The sequence below is a fragment of the Terribium retamae genome (assembly GCF_022347545.1).
GTDB lineage: Bacteria > Pseudomonadota > Alphaproteobacteria > Rhizobiales > Rhizobiaceae > Mesorhizobium > Mesorhizobium retamae.
Map to the genome: position 1 here is coordinate 49,736 of NZ_JAKREW010000017.1, position 23,963 is coordinate 73,698.

At 62.2% G+C, this 23,963-nt stretch carries 17 protein-coding genes and 1 tRNA gene; 10 read left to right on the forward strand and 8 right to left on the reverse strand.

Annotation, left to right across the window (positions count from 1 at the left end; genetic code table 11):
* Positions 1–346: 346 nt before the first annotated feature.
* The 4 genes from L4923_RS17175 (at position 347) to L4923_RS17190 (ending at position 4,568) form a co-directional block, all read left to right on the forward strand.
* A complete protein-coding gene (locus L4923_RS17175) occupies positions 347–1,447 on the forward strand; it encodes a polyamine ABC transporter substrate-binding protein (protein WP_239367233.1) in 1,101 nt (366 codons plus the stop codon).
* A gap of 182 nt (positions 1,448–1,629) precedes the next feature.
* A complete protein-coding gene (locus L4923_RS17180) occupies positions 1,630–2,769 on the forward strand; it encodes an ABC transporter ATP-binding protein (protein ID WP_239367235.1) in 1,140 nt (379 codons plus the stop codon).
* 10 nt (positions 2,770–2,779) lie between these two features.
* Positions 2,780–3,748 carry an ABC transporter permease subunit gene (locus L4923_RS17185; RefSeq protein WP_239367237.1) on the forward strand — a complete coding sequence of 323 codons (969 nt, stop codon included), beginning with the start codon at positions 2,780–2,782 and terminating at the stop codon, positions 3,746–3,748.
* Position 3,749: 1 nt separating this feature from the next.
* Entirely contained in the window at positions 3,750–4,568 is an 819-nt protein-coding gene (locus L4923_RS17190) for an ABC transporter permease (RefSeq protein WP_239367239.1), read from the forward strand.
* Between the two features lie 43 nt (positions 4,569–4,611).
* On the opposite strand, the gene L4923_RS17195 is transcribed toward L4923_RS17190, so the two are convergent.
* Entirely contained in the window at positions 4,612–6,564 is a 1,953-nt protein-coding gene (locus tag L4923_RS17195) for an AsmA family protein (protein WP_239367241.1), read from the reverse strand.
* 171 nt (positions 6,565–6,735) lie between these two features.
* Between L4923_RS17195 and L4923_RS17200 the strand changes: the two genes are divergently transcribed.
* The gene (locus L4923_RS17200; RefSeq protein WP_239367243.1) at positions 6,736–8,694 is read left to right on the forward strand and encodes an acetoacetate--CoA ligase; all 1,959 of its coding nucleotides are present in this window, start codon (positions 6,736–6,738) and stop codon (positions 8,692–8,694) included.
* Positions 8,695–9,216: 522 nt separating this feature from the next.
* Here L4923_RS17200 and L4923_RS17205 read toward each other — a convergent pair.
* Positions 9,217–13,137, reverse strand: a complete 3,921-nt coding sequence (locus tag L4923_RS17205; RefSeq protein WP_239367245.1) for a PAS domain-containing sensor histidine kinase — start codon at positions 13,135–13,137, stop codon at positions 9,217–9,219.
* 265 nt (positions 13,138–13,402) lie between these two features.
* Here L4923_RS17205 and L4923_RS17210 point away from each other — a divergent pair, with 265 nt between their 5' ends.
* The 3 genes from L4923_RS17210 (at position 13,403) to L4923_RS17220 (ending at position 14,950) form a co-directional block, all read left to right on the forward strand.
* Positions 13,403–13,855, forward strand: a complete 453-nt coding sequence (locus tag L4923_RS17210) for a phasin (RefSeq protein WP_239367247.1) — start codon at positions 13,403–13,405, stop codon at positions 13,853–13,855.
* 499 nt (positions 13,856–14,354) lie between these two features.
* A tRNA-His gene (locus tag L4923_RS17215) sits at positions 14,355–14,431 on the forward strand.
* Positions 14,432–14,701: 270 nt separating this feature from the next.
* Entirely contained in the window at positions 14,702–14,950 is a 249-nt protein-coding gene (locus L4923_RS17220) for a hypothetical protein (RefSeq protein WP_239367249.1), read from the forward strand.
* A 55-nt stretch (positions 14,951–15,005) separates the two neighbouring features.
* On the opposite strand, the gene xseA is transcribed toward L4923_RS17220, so the two are convergent.
* The gene (gene xseA / locus L4923_RS17225) at positions 15,006–16,613 is read right to left on the reverse strand and encodes an exodeoxyribonuclease VII large subunit (RefSeq protein WP_239367251.1); all 1,608 of its coding nucleotides are present in this window, start codon (positions 16,611–16,613) and stop codon (positions 15,006–15,008) included.
* 137 nt (positions 16,614–16,750) lie between these two features.
* Between xseA and L4923_RS17230 the strand changes: the two genes are divergently transcribed.
* A complete protein-coding gene (locus L4923_RS17230; protein ID WP_343303498.1) occupies positions 16,751–17,701 on the forward strand; it encodes a DMT family transporter in 951 nt (316 codons plus the stop codon).
* 26 nt (positions 17,702–17,727) lie between these two features.
* On the opposite strand, the gene L4923_RS17235 is transcribed toward L4923_RS17230, so the two are convergent.
* A complete protein-coding gene (locus L4923_RS17235; RefSeq protein ID WP_239367253.1) occupies positions 17,728–18,684 on the reverse strand; it encodes a LysR substrate-binding domain-containing protein in 957 nt (318 codons plus the stop codon).
* A 171-nt stretch (positions 18,685–18,855) separates the two neighbouring features.
* On the opposite strand from L4923_RS17235, the gene L4923_RS17240 reads away from it, so the two are divergent.
* Entirely contained in the window at positions 18,856–19,137 is a 282-nt protein-coding gene (locus L4923_RS17240) for a DUF1127 domain-containing protein (RefSeq protein ID WP_239367255.1), read from the forward strand.
* A 145-nt stretch (positions 19,138–19,282) separates the two neighbouring features.
* On the opposite strand, the gene L4923_RS17245 is transcribed toward L4923_RS17240, so the two are convergent.
* The 4 genes from L4923_RS17245 to L4923_RS17260 form a co-directional block, all read right to left on the reverse strand.
* Positions 19,283–20,317, reverse strand: a complete 1,035-nt coding sequence (locus L4923_RS17245; protein WP_239367257.1) for an aldo/keto reductase — start codon at positions 20,315–20,317, stop codon at positions 19,283–19,285.
* A 389-nt stretch (positions 20,318–20,706) separates the two neighbouring features.
* Positions 20,707–21,615, reverse strand: coding sequence for a DUF937 domain-containing protein (locus L4923_RS17250; RefSeq protein WP_239367259.1), 909 nt, complete (start codon positions 21,613–21,615; stop codon positions 20,707–20,709).
* Between the two features lie 89 nt (positions 21,616–21,704).
* Positions 21,705–23,078, reverse strand: coding sequence for a glutamate--cysteine ligase (locus tag L4923_RS17255; RefSeq protein WP_239367261.1), 1,374 nt, complete (start codon positions 23,076–23,078; stop codon positions 21,705–21,707).
* Positions 23,079–23,282: 204 nt separating this feature from the next.
* Entirely contained in the window at positions 23,283–23,885 is a 603-nt protein-coding gene (locus L4923_RS17260; RefSeq protein WP_239367263.1) for a TetR/AcrR family transcriptional regulator, read from the reverse strand.
* Positions 23,886–23,963 lie beyond the last annotated feature (78 nt).

The following is a 23,963-nucleotide window of genomic DNA, read 5'->3' on the forward strand; positions in this document are numbered from 1 at the left end:
AGGAGCGATTGGAACATCTTTGCCCATTGACAAGCCTGCTGCGCGACGGGCAGGCTGGGAATACGGCAACAACAAGACAGGCGCATCTTGCCACGTGACACAGCCGGCCAAACCAGGACCGAGCCCCGCCGCCATAGGCCGCCACTCAGGCTGCAACGGGCGGTAATCCATCCAGGCAGTACCGCGCCTAGCAGCGCCTCTTTCTATCGCACAGATCTCCGACGTCCCGGCTTGCGCGGGTCGTTAGCGTCGTGCGTTGCGGCAACGCCGTTCACCGATCTATGCCGTCGGATGGCCTCGATGCCATCCGTCGGCGAGGGAACACTGACAAAGGGAGTATGAAGAAATGATCCGCAAAGCGATTTGGCTGGCGGCTACGGCCGTGCTGTTGACGTTGCCCACGGCAGGGGCCCAGGCCCAGGAGCGCGTCGTCAACGTCTACAACTGGTCCGACTACATCGATCAGTCGATCATCGCCGACTTCACCAAGGAAACCGGCATCAAGGTCGTCTATGACGTCTACGACTCGAATGAGATCCTGGAGACCAAGCTGCTGGCTGGCGGCTCGGGTTATGACGTGGTCGTCCCGACCGCCACGCCATTCCTGGTGCGGCAGATTGCAGCCGGCGTCTACCAGAAGCTCGACAAGTCGAAGCTGCCGAACCTGAAGAACATGTGGGACGTCGTCCAGGAGCGTGTCGCGGCCTTCGATCCGGGCAACGAATATTCGGTCAACTACATGTGGGGCACCACCGGCATCGGCTACAACACCAAGAAGATCAAGGAGGCGCTCGGCGTCGACGCGATCGATAGCTGGGATACGGTGTTCAAGCCGGAGAATCTCGCCAAGCTCAAGGATTGCGGCGTGATGATGCTGGATTCGCCCACCGACATTCTGCCGACCGCGCTCAACTATCTGAAGATCGACCCGAACTCGAACTCGGCGGAAGATCTTGCCAAGGCGGAAGAGCTGATGCTGAGCATCCGCCCGTCGGTCCGCAAATTCCACTCGTCCGAGTATATCAATGCGCTGGCCAATGGCGACATCTGCCTGGCCGTCGGCTTCTCGGGGGACCTGTTCCAGGCACGCAACCGCGCCGAGGAGGCCAAGGCGGGCGTAGAAATCGCCTATACGATCCCGAAGGAAGGCGCGGAAATGTGGTTCGACCAGATGGCAATCCCGGCGGATGCCAAGCACGTGCCGGAAGCGCTCGAATTCATCAACTACATGATGAAGCCCGAAGTGATCGCCAAGTCGACGGACTATGTCTACTACGCCAATGGCAACAAGGCATCGCAGCCGCTGATCAACAAGGAGATCACCGGCGATCCCACGATCTACCCCGATGAAGAGACGATGAAGAAGCTCTTCACCGTCAAGCCATATGACCCCAAGACCCAGCGCACCATTACGCGCATCTGGACCAAGGTCGTCACGGGACAATAAGCATGCGAGACCCCGGCAGCCAGGCTGCCGGGGTTCTTTTCAGAGCGCCGCGCGTCCACCCGGATGCGCAAGGACGCCGATATTTTGATTTGACGCATGACGGGCGGCGCTGCCGCCTCGTTTCTGAAATCGATGCCGATTTCGGGAGCATGCGCCAGGGGACATGAGAACGGAGTGGGACAATGAAATCGCTTGGCAGCATTCGCAGGGACTTTGCGCCATGGAACGATCCGAACGCCAAGCCCTATATCCGGTTCGAGGACGTCACCAAGCGTTTCGGTGACTTCACCGCCGTCAACAATCTGTCTCTGACCATCTATGAACGCGAATTCTTCGCACTGCTTGGCGCGTCGGGCTGCGGCAAGTCCACGTTGCTGCGCATGCTGGCCGGTTTCGAGCAGCCGACTTCCGGCCGCATCCTGCTCGACGGCGAGAACCTCGCCGGCATTCCGCCCTACCGGCGCCCGGTAAACATGATGTTCCAGTCCTATGCGTTGTTCCCGCACATGACTGTCGAAAAGAACATCGCCTTCGGCCTGAAGCAGGAAGGCATGCCCAAGGCCGATATCGAAAAACGCGTTACCGAGATGCTGAAGCTGGTAAAGCTCGAGCCATTCGCCAAGCGCAAGCCGCATCAGCTCTCGGGTGGCCAGCGCCAGCGCGTCGCGCTTGCGCGCTCCGTCGCCAAGCGCCCGAAGGTGCTGCTGCTCGATGAGCCGCTCGGTGCGCTCGACAAGAAGCTGCGCGAAGAGACCCAGTTCGAACTGATGGACCTGCAGCAGGAACTCGGCCTCACCTTCGTCGTCGTCACCCACGACCAGGAGGAGGCCATGACCATGGCAGATCGCATTGCCATCATGGACAAGGGCGAGGTCATGCAGGTGGCGACGCCGGCTGAGGTTTACGAAGCGCCAAGCTCGCGCTTCGTCGCCAATTTCGTCGGCAATGTGAACATGTTCGAGGGCAAGGTCGCCGAGCGCACCGACAAGACCGCGACGATAACCGGTTCCACCGGCGCGCAGATCGTGGTCGAAAACGCCGGCGAAGCCAAGGCCGGTGCCGACGTCGCCTTTGCCATCCGACCCGAGAAGATCAAGGTGTCGTCAGCCAAGCCCGAAGGCTCGGTCAATGCACTGGAAGGCGAGGTCTACGACATCGCCTATCTCGGCGACATGACGGTCTACCATGTGCGCCTGACAGACGGCCAGATCGTGCGCGCCCAGAGCATGAACGCCGCCCGCGTCTCCGATGACCCGTTGACCTGGAACGATCGCGCCTGGGTCTCGTTCCGGCCTGATGCCGGCGTCGTGTTGATGCAATAAGGGGGCGATCATGGCAGGTGCTACCCTTTCGGCTCCCACAACCGCGAACGGCGCCGCCGCGGCGCAGGCGACCCAGCAGCCCACCAGCTTCACGGGCAAGCTGGTCATCATCATTCCTTATACCTTCCTGCTGGTCTTCTTCCTCGTTCCTTTCTTCATCGTCTTCAAGATATCGCTGTCGCAGGTGGCGATCGCGATGCCGCCCTATACGCCTGCGCTGGATTTCAGCGGCGGCATCTCCGGTGTTTTCAGCCAGCTGAAGGAGCTGAGCTTCGACAACTACGTCTTCCTCACGGAAGATCCGCTTTACTTCAATGCCTACGTCACCAGCGTCATCGTTGCGGGCATATCGACCTTGCTGACGCTGCTCGTCGGCTATCCGATCGCCTATGGCATGTCGCGGGCACCGGCGACGCTGAGGCCGACGCTGCTGATGCTGGTCATCCTGCCGTTCTGGACGTCGTTTCTGATCCGCGTCTATGCCTGGATCGGCATCCTGAAGCCGGAAGGGTTGCTCAATCAGTTGCTGCTGAGCACCGGTATCATCAGCGAGCCGCTGATCATCCTCAACACCTATACGGCGATCTTCATCGGCATCGTCTACTCCTACCTGCCGTTCATGGTGCTGCCGCTCTATTCGGCATTGGAGAAAATGGACTATTCGCTGATCGAGGCGGCGCAGGACCTCGGCTGCCCGCCCATCACCGCCTTCTGGAAAATCACCTTCCCGCTTTCGCTGCCGGGCGTTCTGGCTGGCTGCCTGCTGGTCTTCATTCCCGCCGTCGGCGAGTTCGTCATTCCCGACCTGCTCGGCGGTTCGCAGACGCTGATGATCGGCCGAACGCTCTGGAACGAGTTCAACGCCAACCGGGATTGGCCGGTGTCGTCCGCGGTGGCGGTATTGCTGCTGCTGGTGTTGATCATTCCGATCGTCATCTTCCAGCACGCCCAGGCACGTGCTCAGGAACAGGGGCGCTGACATGAACACGACCTGGAGCCGTTTCAACATCACTTCCGTCACCCTGGGCTTTGCGTTCCTCTACCTGCCCATCGTGCTTCTGGTGATCTTTTCCTTCAACGAATCCAAGCTGGTCACCGTCTGGGGTGGCTTCTCGACCAAATGGTACGTGTCGCTGTTCCAGAACAAGGCACTGATCGACGCCGCCTGGGTGACCATTCGCGTCGGCCTGATCTCGGCCACGGTGGCGACGGTACTGGGCACGATGGCAGCGCTTGCACTGACCCGCTACACGCGCTTTCGCGGCCGTGTGCTGTTTTCCGGCATGGTGTTTGCGCCACTGGTCATGCCGGAAGTCATCACCGGCCTGTCGCTGCTCTTGCTGTTCGTGGCGATCGGCCTCGATCGCGGGTTCCTGACCCTGACGCTGGCGCATATCTCCTTCACCATGTGCTTCGTCGCGGTGGTGGTGCAGTCGCGCCTCGTCACGTTCGACCGGTCGCTGGAAGAAGCCGCAATGGATCTCGGCGCAACACCGGTGGCGACCTTCTTCCAGGTGACGCTGCCGGTCATCCTGCCGGCCATCGTGTCGGGCTGGATGCTTGCCTTCACTTTGTCTCTGGACGATCTGGTGACGTCGTCCTTCACCTCGGGCCCCGGTGCAACGACGCTGCCGATGAAGATCTATAGTCAGGTCCGCCTCGGCGTCACGCCGGAGATCAACGCCGCCTGTACGATCCTGATCGCCATCGTTGCTACCGGCGTCATCATCGCTTCGATCGTCAACAAGCGGCGCGAAGTGCAACGCCAGCGAGACGAGCAGGCAGCGCAGCGGGGATAGCTCTGCCGGTTTGAAAGTGAAAAGGCAGCCTGGGCTGCCTTTTTTATTGGGCTGTCTTGCTTCGCGCGATCGGCGACACGAAAGGCGTGGTCCAGGTTCCCCCGACGAAGAAGGTCGCTTCGTTGCCGGCATTGCTTGGCGGAGCTGGCGTGGGAGGAGGCGGCGTCGCTGCTGTCGTCTGGCTACTCGTGGCTTGACCATCGGGGGCGGTGCCTGGCTCGGCCGGGGCAGGCTGGGCGCCCGGTGCGGGTTGGGCCGGCTGCGTCGGCTGGACGATGCCGCCAGAAAGCGCCAGCCCGCGCCCTGCATAGGGCACGATGCCCGAGAGCCAGATCTTGGTCTGGCCCGACTTCGCCTCCGCGCGGTCGACGCGCGCGACACCCCTGGCAATGCTGGCTTTGAGTTCGGCGCCATCGATCGGCAAGGTGCCGTCGGCCACCTCATCAAGCGCGAAGAACCCGCCTTCTTCCGTACGCTTCAGGAAGGCCGGCAGGTTGAGCGCCGTCAGATTGCCCGGGCCGAAGGTGGCGGAAGCGGAGCCATCGGCATTCTGGAGGATCGAGTTCCAGGATTTACCCGGGCCTTTGAGGATCAGGGACAGGTTCCCGGTTCCTGTCGGCATCAGCCGGGTCATGCCGGCTGCGGAGGCGAATTCGGCGCCATTGATATCGGAAGCCAGCAGCTTCATCTCGACCTGCGTTCCTTCCGGGCGCAGGTCGAAGCGCACGCCCGCCTGGATGTTGCCGCCGAAGGCCGCAGCGTCGGATATGTCGAAGACGGCAAGGCCGGTTTTCACCTGCGCCGTGGCAGCGACATCGGCAAGCTGGATCGGCCCTGCCGTCGCATGCGCCGCCGAAAGCCTGAGGTCGAGATTGAAGCGGTCCGCGAAGGAGGTGTCGATCGCGTCGAGATCTCCGGGCGTCGCCGCATTGGTGGTGAAGGCGGCCAGGAAGGCGGCAAGATTCACCGTATCGAAGGCGAGTGTGCCGGATATCACCGGCAATCCTTCCGAGAAGGAAAGGTCGAGCGCGCCGGTTCCCGGGCTCTTGTCTACATTGATCTCGGCGTTGTCGAACTTTACCCGGTCGGTGTTGCCGCTGACCTTGCTGCTGACGGAAATGGCACCGGTGGTGGCGCCGGGTGCGATGCCGGCTCGCAGCCACCACAGCGCGCGGCGCAGCGACGGAGCCGAGAATTTTGCCTGGCCGTCGAAGAACGATTTTCCGGAGAAATTGCCGTTGCCTTCGAATGAGAGATTGGCCGGCGGTGCCTTCAGCGACACCGTGAAGGGTGCCGCGCCGCCGGCGAGCAACAGCATCGGCTGTGGCGAATTGGCCTCGACGGAGACGTTCTCGCCCCGCCAGGTGCCGCTGGCGGTCAGTGAGCCGGATGTATTGAGCGCCTCCCAGTCGACCATGCCCGACAGGCCGGTCACGACGTCCTCCTCTGCACCGTCGATGCTGGCGATGACACGGCCATCTCGGAATTCGATGCTGCCGAAGCCTTCCGTCGGCAATTTGACGGCATTGGGCTTGTCGGGATTGGCCTTCACGGTTTCCCTGGCGGCGTTGATAGCGCGGGCGACACGTCCACCCGAAGGGGCGGGAGGCAGCAGCAGCCCATGCTCGGCCGGTTGGATGCGGAAGATCGGTTTGATCAGTTGCACGCCCGAAAAGACGACATCGCCGCGCAACGCCGCCATGGCGGAAAGATCGATATCGACGCGTTCGGCTTGCATGACCGGCGGCGCCTTGTTGTCGCTCCAGTTCGAGAGCGTGACACCTGACAGGGTGGCGCGGAACTGCGGCCAGATCGCGATCTCCGGCGTGCCTTCAATGGTGACGCGAAATCCGCTCCAGGCGCTCATCTCCCAGGCGATGCGGTCACGTACGATGCGGTTGGACGCAAAATAGGGCACGGCCACGAACGCCAGGACGGCGACAATGACCGCGATCGATACAGCCCAAATGGCCCGCCAGATCAGGGGTGATGGCATCTGGTCCTTAATGGTTCAATTTCACCGCAGAGAGGGTGTAAACCCTGGCGGCTGCATTTCAAGTCTTTGTGACCATGCGATGGCGAGAGCACACATGCTGTCGCAATCGCGTCAGCCTTGCGTTGTTGCAACGCAGTATGCTTAACGGATGGCTCTACGGGAGGATCATTCATGGCCGCAAACACCCCTCTTTGGACGCCATCGGAGGCGCAGATCGCCTCGGCGCCGCTAACGGAATTCATGCGCGCGGCCGAGCGGGCGAGCGGACGGACTTTCGCCGACTACCATGACCTGCATACATGGTCCGTGGCTGAACGCGAAGCGTTCTGGGATCTGGTGTGGGATTTCTGCGGCATTATCGGCGAAAAGGGCGAAACGGTGCTGGCCGATGGCGACCAGATGCCGGGCGCGCGCTTCTTCCCCGACGCCAGGTTGAACTTCGCCGAGAATCTTCTGAAGAAAACCGGTTCTTCCAACGCGATCGTCTTCCGTGGCGAGGACCAGGTCGAGCGGCGCCTGTCATGGGATGAGCTGCGCGCCAAGGTCTCACAGCTCCAGCAACTGTTCGTGAAACTCGGCGTGAAGCAAGGTGATCGTATCGCCGCGATGATGCCGAATATGCCCGAAACGGTTGCCGCCATGCTGGCTGCTGCCTCCATCGGCGCCGTGTGGTCGTCCTGTTCGCCCGATTTCGGCGAACAGGGCGTTCTCGACCGCTTCGGCCAGATCGAGCCGGTCGTGTTCATCGTGCCGGACGGCTACTGGTATGCGGGCAAGGCAATCGAAGTCGCGGACAAGGTCGCCGCGGTGGCTGTGAAACTCAGAACGCTGCGCAAGGTGCTGGTCGTCGATTATCTCGGCACCGCCGAGGACGTTGCCGCGACTATCGAGGGTGCCGAGGCACTCGAAACGGCGCTGCAGCCCTTCGCAGCCAAGGCCGTCACCTTCGAGCGGCTGCCTTTCGCGCATCCACTCTATATCCTGTTCTCCTCCGGCACGACCGGCATCCCGAAATGCATCGTGCATTCGGCCGGCGGCACGCTGATCCAGCATGTCAAGGAACTGCGCCTGCATGCAGGGATTGTCGAAGGCGATCGCTTCTTCTACTTCACCACCTGCGGCTGGATGATGTGGAACTGGCTGGTTTCCGGCCTGTCTTGTGGCGCCACGCTTCTGCTTTATGACGGTTCGCCCTTCCATCCTTCAGGCAATGTGCTGTTCGACTTCGCCGATGCGGAAAAGATGACCTATTTCGGCACCTCGGCCAAGTTCATCGATTCCGTACGCAAGGCGGAGCTGAAGCCGATCACAACGCACGATCTTTCCACGGTGCGCACCATCTCCTCCACCGGCTCGCCGCTGTCGCCGGAGGGCTTCCGCTTCGTCTACGAGGGCATCAAGCACGACATCCATCTCGCTTCGATCTCCGGCGGGACCGACATCGTCTCCTGCTTTGTCCTTGGTGTGCCGACGGAACCGGTTTGGGTGGGCGAGATTCAAGGGCCGGGACTTGGCCTTGCCGTTGACGTCTGGAACGACGATGGCCAGCCGGTGAGGCAGGAGAAGGGCGAATTGGTCTGTACCAAAGCCTTTCCGGCCATGCCGATCGGCTTCTGGAATGACCCGGACGGCAAGAAATATCATGGCGCCTATTTCGAACGTTTCGACAACGTCTGGTGCCATGGCGATTTCGCCGAATGGACCGAACATGGCGGCATGATCATCCATGGCCGATCGGATGCGACGCTGAATCCCGGCGGCGTGCGCATCGGCACGGCCGAGATCTACAACCAGGTCGAGCAGATGCCGGAAATCCTGGAAGCGATCTGCATTGGCCAGGATTTCGATAATGACGTCCGTGTGGTTCTGTTCGTGCGGCTGGCACCGGGTGTCGTCCTCGATGAGGAACTCGAAAAGAAGATCAAGGCCAAGATCCGCACCGGCGCCAGTCCACGGCATGTGCCGGCCAGGATCGTGGCTGTCACCGACATCCCACGCACCAAGTCGGGCAAGATCACCGAGCTTGCCGTGCGCGATGTCGTCCATGGCCGCTCGGTCAAGAACAAGGAAGCACTCGCAAATCCAGAAGCGCTCGACCTGTTCAGAGATCGGCCGGAACTCCAGAGCTGAACGATCCCCAGCTAGGGAAAAACAAGGTAAACAAAGCGTTGCGCGCAAATTTACCGCGTTTTCAGGAGTGGTACACTTTCGTAAATTTTTACGGGAGCAGGTAAGGATTTGTTTACGACCCGACCCTGATAGTCATGGGCAACTTGAGGGAGAAATCCCATTCCCGCCCGGCGGGAACAGTATCGCTCAAGCCCGTTGTGACAAATTCTTTTCAGGCGCCCGCTGGGCGCCTTTTTCTTGGAGCATGGTCCCGGCGCTATTTGTGCGGTGCGTCCTTCGAGGCTCGCCCGCATAATATTCGCTATAATTCCAATGTCTTGCGGGCTCGCACCTCAGGATGAGGACTGTTGCGTAAGGTCCCTTCATTCTGACACCTTGGAGAATTGAGGAGGCCTGGCACGACCGCCCTCATCCTGAGGTGCGAGCCCGCACCTTAATCAAAACTATTGCGCTGTGTTTTGCGGGCGAGCTTCGAAGGACGCACCAAAACACCGTACGGTCGCTCAAGCACCGTACGGTCGCTCAGTCCGCCAATACACGTGTCGAAGGGAAGGCGATCTCCACAAGCGTGCCCTCGCCGGGCGTCGAGTTGATGGTGAACCGGGCGCGGTTGGCCTCCACCATCGCCTTGGTCAGCGGCAGGCCGAGGCCGGTGCCGTCGCTGCGGCCTCGCTTCAAGGCGTTGACCTGCTTGAACGGCTTCAGCGCATGTTCGATCTCGGCCTGGGTCATCCCGACGCCCGTATCCCGCACCCGCATCACCACGTCGCCCGATGTCTCATAGGCGGTGGAAACGATCACCTGGCCGCCTGCCTGCGTGTAGCGCACGGCATTGGACAGGATATTGAGCGCGATCTGGCGGATCGAGCGCAGGTCCGCCACCACTTCGGGTAGGCGCGAAGCGAACGATGAGCGGATGATGACGCGTTCGCGATTGGCCTGCGGTTGCATCAGCGCGACGGATTCTGCCAGCGTGTCGTTCAGCGACACCGCTTCGTAGTCCATCTCCTGCTGGCCGGCTTCAATCTTGGAAATATCGAGCAGGTCGTTGACCAGATCCAGCACGTGGTTTCCCGATCGGTTGATGTCGCGCAGATAGTCGCGGTAGCGCTCATTGGCGATCGCGCCGAACTTCTCGTCCACCATCAGTTCGGAAAAGCCGATGATGGCGTTGAGCGGCGTGCGGATCTCATGGCTGATACGTGCCAGGAAGTCGGTTTTCTGGGAAGAGGCGCGTTCGGCAACCGCGCGCGCCTGGGTGAGTTCTTCCTCAGCGCGCTTCCACTGGGTGATGTCACGCACCACCGCGCAATAGCCACTGTCGCCGGGCAGGCGGCCGATGGTCATGAACAGGGGAATGAAACGTCCTTCGGCTTCGCGGCCGATCACTTCGCGCCCGTCGTTGAGCACGCTGGCGACACCATTGTCGGAAAGCCCGGCGAGATAGTCGCGCGCCGCTTTCTGGCTTTCGATGGCAAACAACGAGGTGAAAGGCTTGCCTGCGACATCGTCGCTGTCGAAGCCGAACAGGGCCTCGGCAGGCCGGCTGATCGAGCGGATGGCGCCGTCGCGATCCATCAGGACGACGCCGTCTGTGGCAGTATCGATGATGGTGCGCATCTCGGCGATGCGTGCCTTGAGATCCGCATTATCCGGTTGCGCCGTCTCGGCGGCGGGGAATGATATGACCCGTGCCGCCTGGCTCTCGCCAAAACCGTTCAGCACCAGCATCAGCGCCTTGCCCTTGCCCCAAGGCACAGAGCGCAGCACTGCGTCGACCGGGATTTCCTCGCCATCGGCTTTTTTCAGCCTCAGCTTGTGATCGGCATGGTCGGGTGCATCATCGCTGGCATAGGGATCGGCAAACAGCGCATCCAGTCCGCCTGCTCTTGCGAGCGCCGCAAGGTCGCCATAGCCGGTCAGAGCCAGGAATTCGCTGTTGGCGTAGTGCAGCACGTCGCCCGAATGGATCAGCAGCGGTACCGGCAGCCGTGCCAGCAGCGAAGTGTCCGGCGCGGTTTCGCCAGTGGAGAAGGCGGCTGGCACGAAGCCGCCAGCCTGCAGCGGCGGTGCCGCATGAGGGGGGGATGGCCGCAGGGGAATCGGCTGCGTCGATCCTGCAACGGTCGGATTTTCAACCTCTTCGCCAGGCTGCGTCAGATCGCCATCATCCTCCAGGCGGGCTAGGCCAGCTTCCTCTGCGCCGTTCTCGTCATGCTCGGTCCAGGTCTCCGCACGGAGTGCATTGCGGCGCTTTTCGGCCGCCTTCGCCGCGGCTGCCCTGACGTCGCCTGCGTCGTCCAGCGCAGGCATCGGCTTCTCGTCCTCGGCCGCCGTGTCTTCATCAGGGGGGACGAAAGCAAGGAGCGAGCGCGGTGCGGTTGGTTGGGTCTCGGGCTCTTCCTCGCCGGCAGCGTCGCCGGGGATCGCAGGCTCTATCTTGGATGCTGCCGGTACCCCGGACGCCGCGATAATGCCCTCTGCTTCCGGAGGCTGTTCGAGATCCGCGCCGTCGAGCCGGGCGAGGTCTTCAATCTCTTCGGCCACCTGCGCTTCGATCAGAGCGGCGCTGTCGTCCTCCGCAGCCGAATCCGCGGCATTTTCGTCTTGCGCTGCCGTTGCCTCCGGCTCGATGACGGCTGCCTTGTCCGCTGGTTGCTGCGGCTCCTCGGCAGAAGTCGCGGATGGCGTCTCGATCTCAAGGCTGCGTTCAGCCGACGCTTGCACAGCGTAAGTTTCTTTTGTCGTTTCGACATCGCTGTGGGATGCCGTTTCAACCTTGTCGGTTGCCGAAGTGACGGCGGCCGCTTCTTCGGCGTCATCGGACGTCGTTGCCGCTGGTGCGTCCTTGGAAGGGCGGGTCTCTACTGCGCTGTCTCTTTTCAGCCTCTCACCGATCTCTCGGAAAGCGGTGCGCTCGACGCTGGAAAGGCCGCCTTTGTCATTGGCCGATGGCCTGTGTTCCGCCAGCCGGATCACCTTGTCGCTGAAGCGGCGCTCCGGCGTCGGCGCGATGGCCAGCGCCGGGGTCTCGCCATAGAACGGGTTGTCGGCATCGCCTGATTGAGGCCGCCTTGTCTCGGTTGCAGCCGCCTCTGACTGCGTTTCCGGTGCCGTGGTGGCCTGTGTCGCAGCAGGAACCTCCGCCGGCGTCCAGCCGGGCGTCAGCGCTTCGCCGACCTTTTCGTGATCCTCGGTAGCATCGGCAAGCCGGGCGACGCCGAAGCCACGGAAGCCTTCGAAATTGCGGTTGCGGTCGTAGACGGGCAGGGCGGCAAGGTCGACCGGCACTTTCAGGCTGCTGCCGGCGATCGGCCAGGTGACAGACCGGCCGGACCAGGTGTCGCGGCGTTCCAACAGCCCGGCTATCTCGCCGGACGGGTCGAAACCGAACGTTGTGGCGACATCCCTGAAGCGCCGGCCGATGATATCGGCTGCCGCCTCGCCGACGACAGCGGCGAACTCCGGCGAAATCGCACTGAAACGGCCAGCCTCATCGGTACGCCATACAAAGCGCACCGGCGCCGCCCCCCGATCGACGGCCGGCTTCGGGACCGAAAGAGGTTCGGTCGGTTTGGACGTCGTCGGCACGGGTTCGCCGCCGCTCTTGTTGGCGTCGCTGAAATACCAGCCGTCATGGTGCTGATCATTTGAGGCAGCACCGGCGGACGCGCTGTCGTCGGCCGCGCGCCAGCCCTCCGCGGCGGTTGATGCGGCGTCCGTAGGCGATAGATCGGCAGAGGCAGCAGATGCAGGCACTGTTTCAAGTTGAGGGGCTTCGCCGTCGTCGATGACCACGAGCAGGTGGCGCGCCGGATCGTCCGTCAGCTTCGCCATGCCAGCGGGCAGGGAACGCCGTTCTGCTTGCACCCGCCGCTTCAGCGTGCGGTCATGATGGCGGCCGGTTTCGGCAACCAGCGAGGCAAGCGTTTCCGTCGTGATACCCAGCCCTGAAAATCCATTCGATGCGGCTTCGATATTGCCGCTGCCGTCGACGAAGGCGAGGAACTGGCCGTCGGCGGTGAAACCGCTTATGGCACGCTCGGCGATCTCGGCGGCATCGCGCGAACCGGTTTGTTGGGCCGGCACCGAAAGCAGGACAGCCGCTTCGCCGTCAGGCATGGTGACTGCGCTTGCCTGAAAACCGATCGCTTGCGTCGCCATCCACCTGGAAAGGCGCACCAGAAGCGCACGGTTGCGGCCGATGGCCGGGAAGCCTGCGGTCGCCATGATCTGGCGTTTCGCCACCGGGGGCAGATCGGCAGGCGCGCCGATCGCGGCCTCGATATCCGACTGGCCGAGCACGGCAGCGCCCGGGCCGTTGGCCCACAGCACCTGCTCGAGGTCGGCCGATAGGATGAGGAGCGCGTCGCCGGCGGCAAAACGCGTCCGCACCTCGTCGAGGACGGCAACATCGAGGAACGAATAGTTCTCGGACGGCATGCGCTCTGGCAATCCTCCAGGAGATGGCCGCGGTTAATGCTTCGTTAATAAATGGGTGACGCCGCAAGGTCCACAAGCCAGAGGACAGGCCACTTGAAAAGTAAGGTGTTTGGTTAACGCGGCATCCTCTTGTTTCTCTTCAGGAATGTTGCGGCGCAACATAGATATTGCACCGCACAATAAAAAATGCTAGGGTACTGACAGAAATGAACGAGACGGAACGGCGCCAGAAAGTGAACGTGTCCGTCCACCCTGAGGATGGAAAATGACCAAGACGAAGACCGCTGAGACCACTGAATTCCCGACCTTCGACGCCTCGCAGGCTGCTGACCAGGTTCGCGCTTTCGCCGAGAAGGGCGTCGAGCAGTCGAAGGAGACTTTCGCCAAGCTCAAGACCGGCGCCGAGGAGGCCAAGAAGGCTTTCGAAACCAGCTACGAGACCGCCAAGGCCACGTCGAGCGACCTGTCGCTGAAGGCGATCGCCACGCTGCGCGCCAATGCCGAAGCCAATTTCTCGCATCTCGAAGCTCTCGTCGGCGCCAAGTCGCTGTCTGAGGTCGTCGAGCTGCAGACCTCCTTCCTGCGCAAGCGCGTCGAGACCGCTGTCGAGCAGGCCAAGGAATTCCAGGCCGCTGCCGCCAAGGCCGCCGAAGAAGTTTCAAAGCCGTACAAGGCCGCTTTCGAGAAGGCCTTCAAGGATGTCTCCAAGGCTGCTTAACTGCGGCAAAATGGCAAGGGCCGGCCGGTGGTCTTGTAAGCGTTCTACCGGCTTCCTAGCTTTATGAGGCAAGAGATACCTGGGGTGGTTCCTCCTCCCTCCGCTCCAGGGAAAAGCCGGTACCTCCTCCCACCGGCTTCATATTGGAAAAAGGCCGGCTCCTCCTCCCGCCGGCCTTTTTCTTGAGTGGATGATGCCGAAAACCGGATTTCCGGAAGGGGTCATGCACGAAATAAAAGAGAGGGAAGGACCTCTTCCGAAATCGGTATTGCGTCTCGGCGGAGGCTTAGGTTCGATTGGAATGCGTCGGCAGCCCTTAAAGCAACCCTCTGAAAGGTCGGGTTCCGGGCGCCGGGTGAATACGGATGTGGGTGAGAGCGCCTTTGCCTTCGCAAGAGCCTTGAATTACGATCCGATTGCCCGTATGGACGCTTCGCCGGATGACGGAGCGCGGCTGACACGAGTGTAGCTGGTGTTTCGATCATCGACGGGCATGAGTGCCGTTGTAGCTCAGATGGTTAGAGCGCCGGATTGTGGATCCGGAGGTCCTCGGTTCGATCCCGAGCAACGGTACCACTAGTTTTCGCCGGGTGGATGCCCCGCAAACCAATCACTGAAATCAGGTCTTGTTCTTTGGTGCCGGTAAGGTTGCCGTGAGCTTGCGACTCGGTTTCAATTGAAACAGAGCAATTCCAGCAAAAGCGCCTAGCGGTTTTGCGTCCGGAATTGCGCCAAAAAAGATAGAGCGTTTCCGCGTTTCCGTGAAAGACGGAAACGCTCTAAAGACACCGGCCGCCGCGCGATCCGCGATGGCAGCCGGAAAGAACCGAAACGGGTAGTTCAATTATGAGCGTACACGCGATCGAATTTCTGCAGGACTGGATCGGCAAGGAGTGCTGTGCCCCGTCCGAGCCGGTAAAGATCGAAAAGCATGCCGAGGTTTTGGCCAAGCAGTGCGCCGCCAAGGCCGCTGAAGCGGGAATCCCGCTGGAAGACCTCCAGGAAGAGGTCGGCGATATCCAGGAACTCATCGCCTCCCGTCTCGAAGAAGCTGTCGAGGCCGAATCGGATACCGGCACCGACAAGGCGGCTTGACGCCATCTTCCTCGGCTTTCGAGTTTCGGAAGCGGCCGTGAACCTGCTCCGCGGCCTAGAACAGTGATCCCTGGCCGCTGGCGCTTTTGTCTTTTGGTGCCGCCTTGGGCCTCTGAGTAGCAGGACTGGGCGACATCGGATTTGATGCCGGTTCGCCACCCTCGGCGGTCGCATGTGTCGAGCCATCGGCAAAACGCAGTTCAAGCGTGGCGCCGGGTGTCACTTCCGCCGCACGTTTCACCAGCGTTCCGTTGGCATCCAGCACCAGCGCATAGCCGCGTTCGAGGATCGCCTGCTCCGACAGTTTCAGCGTCGAAAGCAGTCGGTCGGCTTGTGTGAGACGCGCGCGTAGCCGTTCCAGGCGCACCGTCATCGCCTGATCCTTGCGGCGCGCGAGCGTCGCCAGCGCATCGCTCTGCAATTTCTGTCGGCGTACGATCGGAGCGGGCGAAAGTCGCGCCACGGTACGCATGAAGCGCGCGCGACGTTCGCGCACGATGCCGAAGAACGCGGCTTGCGCTCGCGCCAGGTCACGCGCGGTCAGGCGCCGCGCCTCGTCCATGCGCCGCGATAGTGTCGCCGGCGTCAGGCGAATCGCGCCTAGACGGCCGCGCTTGCGCTCGATCGCCACCGACAGCGCTCGAGCGAGCCGGTTTTCCGCTTCGTCGAAACGACGTCGCGGCAGCGCCAGCAACTGATCCGGTGAGGGCAGGGCCCTTGCCGCCGCGCGCGCCGCCTGGCGACGGCGATCTATGCCGCGCGATAAGGCCGCTGCGAGTCTTGCCGATAGACTGGCAAGCGTTGCCTCTAGTTCGGCCTTCACCGGCACCGCGATTTCAGCTGCACCCGTGGGGGTTGGCGCACGCCTATCGGCGGCAAGGTCGATCAGAGTCCAGTCGGTCTCGTGGCCGACCGCCGAGATAATCGGGATGTGCGAGGCTGCGACGGCCCGTGCCAGCCCTTCGTCGTTGAAGCCCCAGAGATCTTCCAGACTGCCACCGCCGCGTGCCACGATGACCAGGTCCGGCCGCGGGATTGGCCCGCCCGGCTCCAGGCTGTTGAAGCCTTGCACGGCGGCGGTGACCTCGATGCCAGCCGTCTCGCCCTGCACGCGCACTGGCCACACCAGCACATGGAGTGGAAAGCGGTCGCGGATGCGGTGCAGGATGTCGCGGATCACCGCGCCGGTGGGCGAAGTGACCACACCGATCACCGAAGGCATGTAGGGCAGAAACCGTTTGCGGCCTGCATCGAACAGCCCCTCGGCGGCGAGGCGGCGCTTGCGCTCTTCCAGCATCGCCATCAGCGCGCCGGCGCCGGCGGGCTCCAGATTGTCGATGACGATCTGGTAGTTCGATTTGCCGGGATAGGTGGTGAGCTTGCCGGACGCGATCACCTCCATGCCCTCTTCGGGACGGAAGCGCAGCCTGCTCATCGTGCCTTTCCACACCACGGCATCAAGGCGCGAGCGATCGTCCTTCAGCGCGAAATAGGCGTGGCCTGACGAATGTGGCCCGCGATAGCCGGAAATCTCGCCCCGCACGCGCACATTGCCGAACATGTCTTCCACGGTGCGCTTCAGCGCGCCGGAAATCTCGCTCACCGTATATTCGGCGGCATTCGTCGCACTCGGCCTCGAATCGTCTTCGAAGAAATCACTCATTCGGCGATTGGCGCGCCGGATCGGGGCTGGGTCAAGCCCTTCCGCAAGGTTCAGGCGATGCTGGACCACACGAATGCATTGGACGTCCACCGCCCCGGCGGCCTACCCATGCGCGAATTCCGAGAATTGAAGCGTCCATGAACATGCAGCAATCCCGGCCGCCTGAAGCAACGCCTGTCGCGGCGCGCAGACCCAGCGAGCGTCCTTTCGAGCCGCTCGACTACGGCCTCTACGCGCTCACCGTCATTGCCTGGAGCCTGTCCTGGTACGCTATCGAGTTCCAGGTCGGCACGGTGGCCAACGAGGTCAACATCACCTGGCGCTTTGGGATCGCCACCCTGCTGATGTTCGGCTGGGTGGTTGTCAAACGGGGTCGGCTGCGCTTCACCGTGGACGACCATTGGCGCTTCATGGCCCTGGGCATCCTGATGTTCTCGTCCAATTTCCTGCTGTTCTACTACGGCGCCGGTTACCTGGTCAGCGGGCTGCTTTCGGTCGTCTTTTCGCTTGCTTCGGTTTTCAACATGCTGCTCGGCGCGGTGGTCATGCGCGAAAAGCCGTCGCCACGCATCCTGCTTGGCGGCCTCACCGGTTTCTGCGGCATAGCGTTGATGTTCCTGCCTGAGATCATTGGCCATGATCTCGGCGGCGGCACGCTGGTTGGGCTCGCTTTCTGCGTGGCCGGAACACTCAGCTTCTGCGTCGGCAACGTGATTTCGGCCGCCGGCATGCGTAAGGGCCTGTCGCTCGTCTCGATGAACGCCTGGGGCATGTTCTACGGCACGCTGTGGTCGGCGATCCTCGCCTTCGTAATGGGACGCACCTTCACCGTGGAGCCGACAGTGGCTTATTTCGGCTCGCTGCTGTTCCTGGCGGTTGTCTCAACCATCCTGGGCTTTGCCGCCTATCTGACGCTGCTCGGCCGTATCGGTGCCGCTCGCGCCGGCTATGCCACGGTGATGTTCCCCATCTTCGCGTTGCTGGTGTCCACCGTGCTTGAAGGCTACCAGTGGACAGCCTTCGCCATTGTCGGCCTGGCGCTGGTCGCGTTCGGTAACGTGTTGGTGGTACGCGGTGGCCGGCGCTAGCCCGGCGTCACCAATTTTTGACGGTCTTACCAGCCCGGCATGATCTGGCTTGGCTTGGTGCGCTTCATCTTGGTGAAGGCGAGCGAGGCGAAATCGAAACTGCCGGCCTCTTCATTCATCGGCACCGAGATGTTGTCGAGGCTTTCGGCGATGTGACGCGCCAGCGCCTCGACGATTTCCGGCCGGCTGGTCTGGCCGCGCATCAGGCCGATGCGGCAGTCCGGCAGCAGGCCGAAGCCGTCGGCTTCGCCCAGCACCCGCATGCCGGGGCGTAGCGCGCATTCCGGCAGCACCGAGATCGCCAAGCCCGACAGCACGGCAGCCGCGATGACAGTGGCCGAGAAGGATGAGAACAGGATGCGGTAGTCGCGCCGCATCTCGTCAAGCACGTCGCAGGCAGCGCGGCGCCAGATGCAGTTCGGCCGGCCGAAGGCCATCGGCAGCACTTCTTCCTCGTGGGTGGCGTGGTTGGCCGAAGTGACCCACAAAAGCGGCTCGCGCCGCACGACTTCCGATTGGCCGCGCGCATCATTGTGGGTGACCAGCGCAAGGTCGAGATGACCGCGCTTGATCTGCTCCACCAGGCCGGGCGTCGGTTCGCAGGTGACGGTCAGTTCGACACGTGGGTTGGAACGGGCAAAGCGTGCCATGATCTCGGGCAGGAAGCGGTCGGCATAGTCGTCCGGCGTGCCGATGCGGATGGTGCCTTCCAGCCGGTTATCGTCGAAGGCGGAGAGCGTCTCGCGGTTCAGGTAGATCAGCCGGCGAGCATAGGACAAAAGCCGGTCGCCATCTTCGGTCAGCTTGTTGGAGCGACCGTCCTTTTCGAACAGCGGCTTGCCGATGCGCTCCTCCAGTCGCCGCATCTGCATCGAGACCGCCGATTGCGTACGATGCACTTCTTCGGCTGCGCGGGTAAAGGATCCCGTGTCTGCAATCGAGATGAAGGTTTGCAACTGATCGAGATCGAGCGGCGCTTTCATGGCATCCATCCATCATCATAGTTGATGATAGAGATTAAAAACATTCGTTGGATTAATCAATCGCAACGTGGCATTTATCCAATCGTCCATTTGAGCGCGTGTGAAACGGCTTCGGGCCGCCTGTTTTGGCGGTGCGAAACACCTGTTGCGCGCGGTTTCGAGGAGAAGACCATGACCACGCCCATGACCACATATGACATCGCCCCTGAGAGTGCGCGCATCAACGCGACCCCGGCTGCTGCGACGCGTGTGTTCAATCGAGTGATCGGGTTTTTCCATACCTGGCAAAACCGACGCACCTTCTATCGCCTTGGCGAGATGTCGGATGCGGAACTGGCCGATATCGGCCTGACCCGGGCCGATCTTTCCGTGGCCATCGACCTGCCCTTCGGCGCGGACCCGACGGCAAAGCTGCGTTCGATCGCCAGCGAGCGCGTCCGCAAGGCTGCTTGATTTTTCCCCTGCGTCTCGATTTCCAGCGAGGCGCAGCGGAAACAGGATTGCTGCAGGTTTCCCACTCCCTTCCGGCTCGACCCAGCCGGGACCTGCGCATCGCCCGGTCCCCCCACGGACCGGGCTTTTTCTTTATGGGCGGCGTTTACACCGCGGGCGGGTTCAGACGGGCGAAACCTTCCTGCCGGTGATAGGGAAAATGCGGGTAGGGCGCGGTTACCGTGCTTGCTGCATCAAGCCTGGCGACTTGTTCCTGTGTCAGCGACCAGCCGACTGCGCCCAAGTTCTGTCGCAACTGCTCCTCATTGCGCGCACCGATGATCACGGACGAGACCGTCGGCCGTTGCAGCAGCCAGTTGATGGCGATCTGCGGCACGCTTTTGCCGGTTTCGTTGGCCACGTCCTGCAGTGCGTCGACGACGCGATAGAGATGTTCGTCCTCCACCGGCGGGCCAAAGCTGGCGGTCTCATGCAGCCGGCTGCCGGCGGGTATTGGAGCGTTGCGGCTGATCTTGCCCGTCAGGCGGCCCCAGCCGAGCGGGCTCCATACCAGCGCACCAAGACCCTGGTCCTGACCGAGCGGCATCAAATCCCATTCATAGTCACGGCCGACCAGCGAATAGTAGACCTGATTGGCGACATAACGTGACCAGCCATGCCGTTCCGCCACGGCCAGTGATTTCATGATTTGCCAGCCTGAGAAGTTGGAGACGCCGATGTAGCGCAGCTTGCCGGCGCGCACGAGACCATCGAGCGTGGACAACACCTCCTCGACCGGCGTGTGCGCATCGAAAGCATGCAACTGGAAAATGTCGATATGGTCGGTGCCTAGCCGGCCGAGCGCGGCATCCACCGCCTCGACAAGCCGGCTGCGCGACGATCCCCACTGGTTCGGCCCGTCGCCCAGCGGCAGGCTGGCCTTAGTCGAGATCAAGACTTCATTGCGCCGGCCCTTGATCGCCTCGCCGAGCACCGTTTCCGACGCGCCGTCGGAATAGACGTCGGCGGTGTCGAACAGATTGACGCCGGCCTCGAGACAGATGTCGACCAGCCGGCGTGCTTCCTCCACGCCGGTATTGCCCCAGGCGCTGAACAGTGGTCCCTGGCCAGCGAACGTGCCTGCGCCGAACGAAAGCACGGGCACTCTCAAGCCCGATTTGCCGAGATTGCGGTATTCCATCTTAGGAGTCTCCATCTGCCAATGATGGCTAGATAGAAGGCTGTCGTTTCGTGAACCAGAGTGATTAAAGGAACAGGATTTGTGAGGTAAATTCACAACCTTTTCTTCATCCAACTTTCGCAACTTGGCGCTGCCCTTCATCGCCCTGCCGGGCACTGGCCGGCCCTCCGCTATGGCTTAGGGCGTTCATCACTCGAAAAGCCAAGCATTTGGCTTTTCGTCCGCTTCGCGGACCGCTCTTCACCCCCGTAAACGGGGAGAAGGAGGCCGGCCGCAACGACGGTGCTCGTCCTGAAACGCTGGCGGTTGGCTAAGTCCTCGGCGGGGCGTCCCTCTCCCCGTATACATACGGACAGGATGCTGGCAGGCGGGTGAAGGGCCCCTCGGCGTTACCGCCGGTCCATGCCCTTGAGAAACTGGTCGAAGATACTTTCCACACCTTGCTGGTAGTCGTCACGCTGCTGGCGGCCGGTTTCGAACATCTTGCCGAAGATGCCGTCATAAGGGTTGCGCGCGCGTCCGCTCGGGTTCGGTTCGGGTTCAGGGGCACGGCGTTGCGGGGCGGGTTCCGGCGTTTGCTGTGTACCGCCCAGCATATCCTGCAGGATCTTGCCCCAGGGATTGTTGTCCCCGAACGGATTTTGCGGCTGCTGTTGCGGCTGCGGCGCCTGTTGCTGCGCACCGCCGCCGAACATATCCTGCAGCACCTTGCCGAGCGGATTGTCGCCCAGCGGATTGTTGCCGAAGGGGTTCTGGCCCTGCGGCGCCTGGCGCTGCTGTGGCTGGCCGCCCGTCATGCCGCCGCCCTGCCGCATCATCTCCTCGATGATCTGGCCGAGCGGGTTGTTGCCGCCGCCGAAGCCGCCGGCCTGCATCTGGTTGGTCGATTGCTTGAACAGTCCGCCCATCAGCATCGAGGCCAGCACCGGCAGCATCTGCTGCAGCACCTGCTGGCCGACACCGCTGGCCTGGGCGGCCTGCGCCGCGACGGCTCTCGACAGGTCCTTGGAACCGAACAGTTGGCCGAGCACATCATTGCCCTGGCTCACGCCCTGCGGCGAAAAGGCCTGCGCGGCATTGTCGAAATATTGGCCGTACTGGCCGCTGGCCATCGCGTTCATGAATGTGCCGAGACCATAGGGGTCGGCAGTGTTGCGTTTCAGGCCCTGGCTGAACGCCGGCAACAACGCTTCGACCGCGGCTTGCGTCTGCTGTTGGCTCAGGTTGAACTGGCGCGCCAGCGCCTCCATGCCGTTGCCGTTCTGGGATTGGTTCAGCATCTCGAACAGGTTCAACACGACTTATTCCTCCGCAGCGTATGCGCCTCGGAGGAGGGTAGTGCCTTTTGGATCGCGATAGAAGTGGTCTGCGCGACCTATTCGCAGCCTCAATACGCATATTCCAGGAACACCGGCTCGATCGAGTCGCCCCAGCGTGTGTGGTAGGCGGCCAGCATCTCCTCGGCGCTGGTGGTGCCGCGCGCCACGACCTCGTCCAGCGTCGACAAGAAGGAAGTCTCGTCGAAACCGTCGCGGTTCAGCTTGTTGCGGTTCTTCAGGCCCATGCGCGACAGCGCCAGCACTTCTCGTGCGATTTCCCGCAGCGTGGTCGAACGGAACGGTGCGCCGATGCCCTTTTCCGGCACCGCATCGCGCATCGCCCGGACTTCCTCGAAGCTCCAGTCGCGCGTCAGCGCCTCGGCCGCATCGAGTGCTGCCGCATCGTAAAGCAGCCCGACCCAGAAGGCCGGAAGCGCGCAGATACGCCGCCATGGGCCGCCATCGGCACCGCGCATCTCGAGGAATCGCTTGAGGCGCACGTCCGGGAACAGCGTCGACAGGTGATTTGCCCAGTCACCCATCGTGGGCAGGCCGTCCGGCACCTGATTGCGCGCCGCGCCGTCCATGAACTGGCGGAAGGTGATGTGCGTCATGTCGTGATAGCGGCCGTCGCGGATGACGAAATACATCGGTACGTCGAGCGCCCACTCGACATAGTCGGCAAAGCCGAATTGCGGAGAGAAGCAGAAGTCGAGCAGGCCCGAGCGTTGGTTGTCGGTGTCGCGCCAGATGTCGCCGCGCCAGCTCTGCAGGCCGTTGGGGCGGCCTTCGGTGAAGGGCGAATTGGCGAACAGCGCGGTCGCTAGCGGCTGCAGCTTCAGCGAGACTTGCATCTTGCGGCGCATGTCCGCCTCGCTCTCGAAGTCGAGATTCACCTGGATCGTGCAGGTGCGGTACATCATGTCCAGGCCCTTGGTGCCGACCTTGGGCATGTAGCGCGTCATGATCTCATAGCGCGACTTGGGCATTTTCGGCGTCTCGGCGAGCGTCCATTTCGGGCTGCCGCCCAGGCCGAGAAAGCGGATGCCGAGCGGCTCGGCGATCTCGCGCAGCTGCGCCAGGTGAGCATTGCCTTCGCGGCAGGTCTGGTGGATCGATTCCAGCGGCGCGCCGGAAAGCTCGAACTGCCCGCCGGGCTCCAGCGAGATAGCACCCTGGCCGGTCGGCTCGACCAGGCCGATGATGCGCCCTTCGTCGAGGATCGGGTCCCAGCCGAGCTTGTTCTGCATGCCTTCCAGGATGGAGCGGATGCCGCGATCGCCGCCGTAGGGCACCGGCGCGTGGCCGTCGACATAGAAGGGGAATTTCTCGTGTTCGGTGCCGATGCGCCATTCGGAGCGCGGTTTGTTTCCCTTGGCCAAGTAGTCGACGAGCTCGTCCATGCCCTCGATGGGTCGGAAATCGGTCGTGTCGCGTGCCATAAAGCCCCTCTTCGACGGCAGATCGGATGATCGCCGCGCGCTTGATGGACGAAATGTCAGGAGTGGATCAAGCAAAAAATCCTGAGCCAATCGTCAATAGGATTTGATCACGCCGCATTTCCTTTTTTCTCAAGCAATTCCAGCAAAAGTGTGCAGCGGTTTTGCGTCCGGAATTGCGTAAAACAGGATATTTCCGCGTTTCCGCTAAAGGCGGAAACGCCCGGCAGGGCGTTGCGCTTGCGCCGCCCTGACAAGCGTGGCGGCCGCAGCTCCCGCGCTCTCCATGTAGGACGGATCGCGGTTGAGCAGCACGGTTGCGAAAGAACCGTCGAGCAGCAGCAGGATCTGCCGCGCCAGCAATTCGGCCTCTCGAATGCCATCGGCTTCGAAAACGCCCTTCAGCCAGTCTTCGAAACGCTTCTTGTGCGCAATGCCGATGCGGATCGCAGGATGGCCCGGCATGTCGGCAAGTTCGGCAGCGGTCCGCAGGAAGCCGCAACCCTTCCAAGCCGGACGCCTGGCTGCTTGCCCGAGTGTCTGGAAGATGGCGGCCACCTTGTCTGCGAGTTCACCCTCGCATTCGGTGAACCAGTGCCGGAACAGCCCAAGATTGGGTTGGTCGCGCCGCTCCAGATACGCGGCGATCAGCTCGTCCTTGCTGGCGAAATGATAATAGAAGGTGCGTTTGGTGAGCCCGGCTTTTTCAGCGACGGCATCGACCGAAACGGCGCGAACGCCCTGACCATAGAATAGTTTTGAAGCGGCGGCGACGATGCGTTCCCGGGTCGTGTTCGCGGTGGGTTTCATGGCATCATGTATACTGACTAGTGAGTGTAACAACAAGCCGATCTGCATTATGTCGGATGACACGTTTTTTTGCGCTTC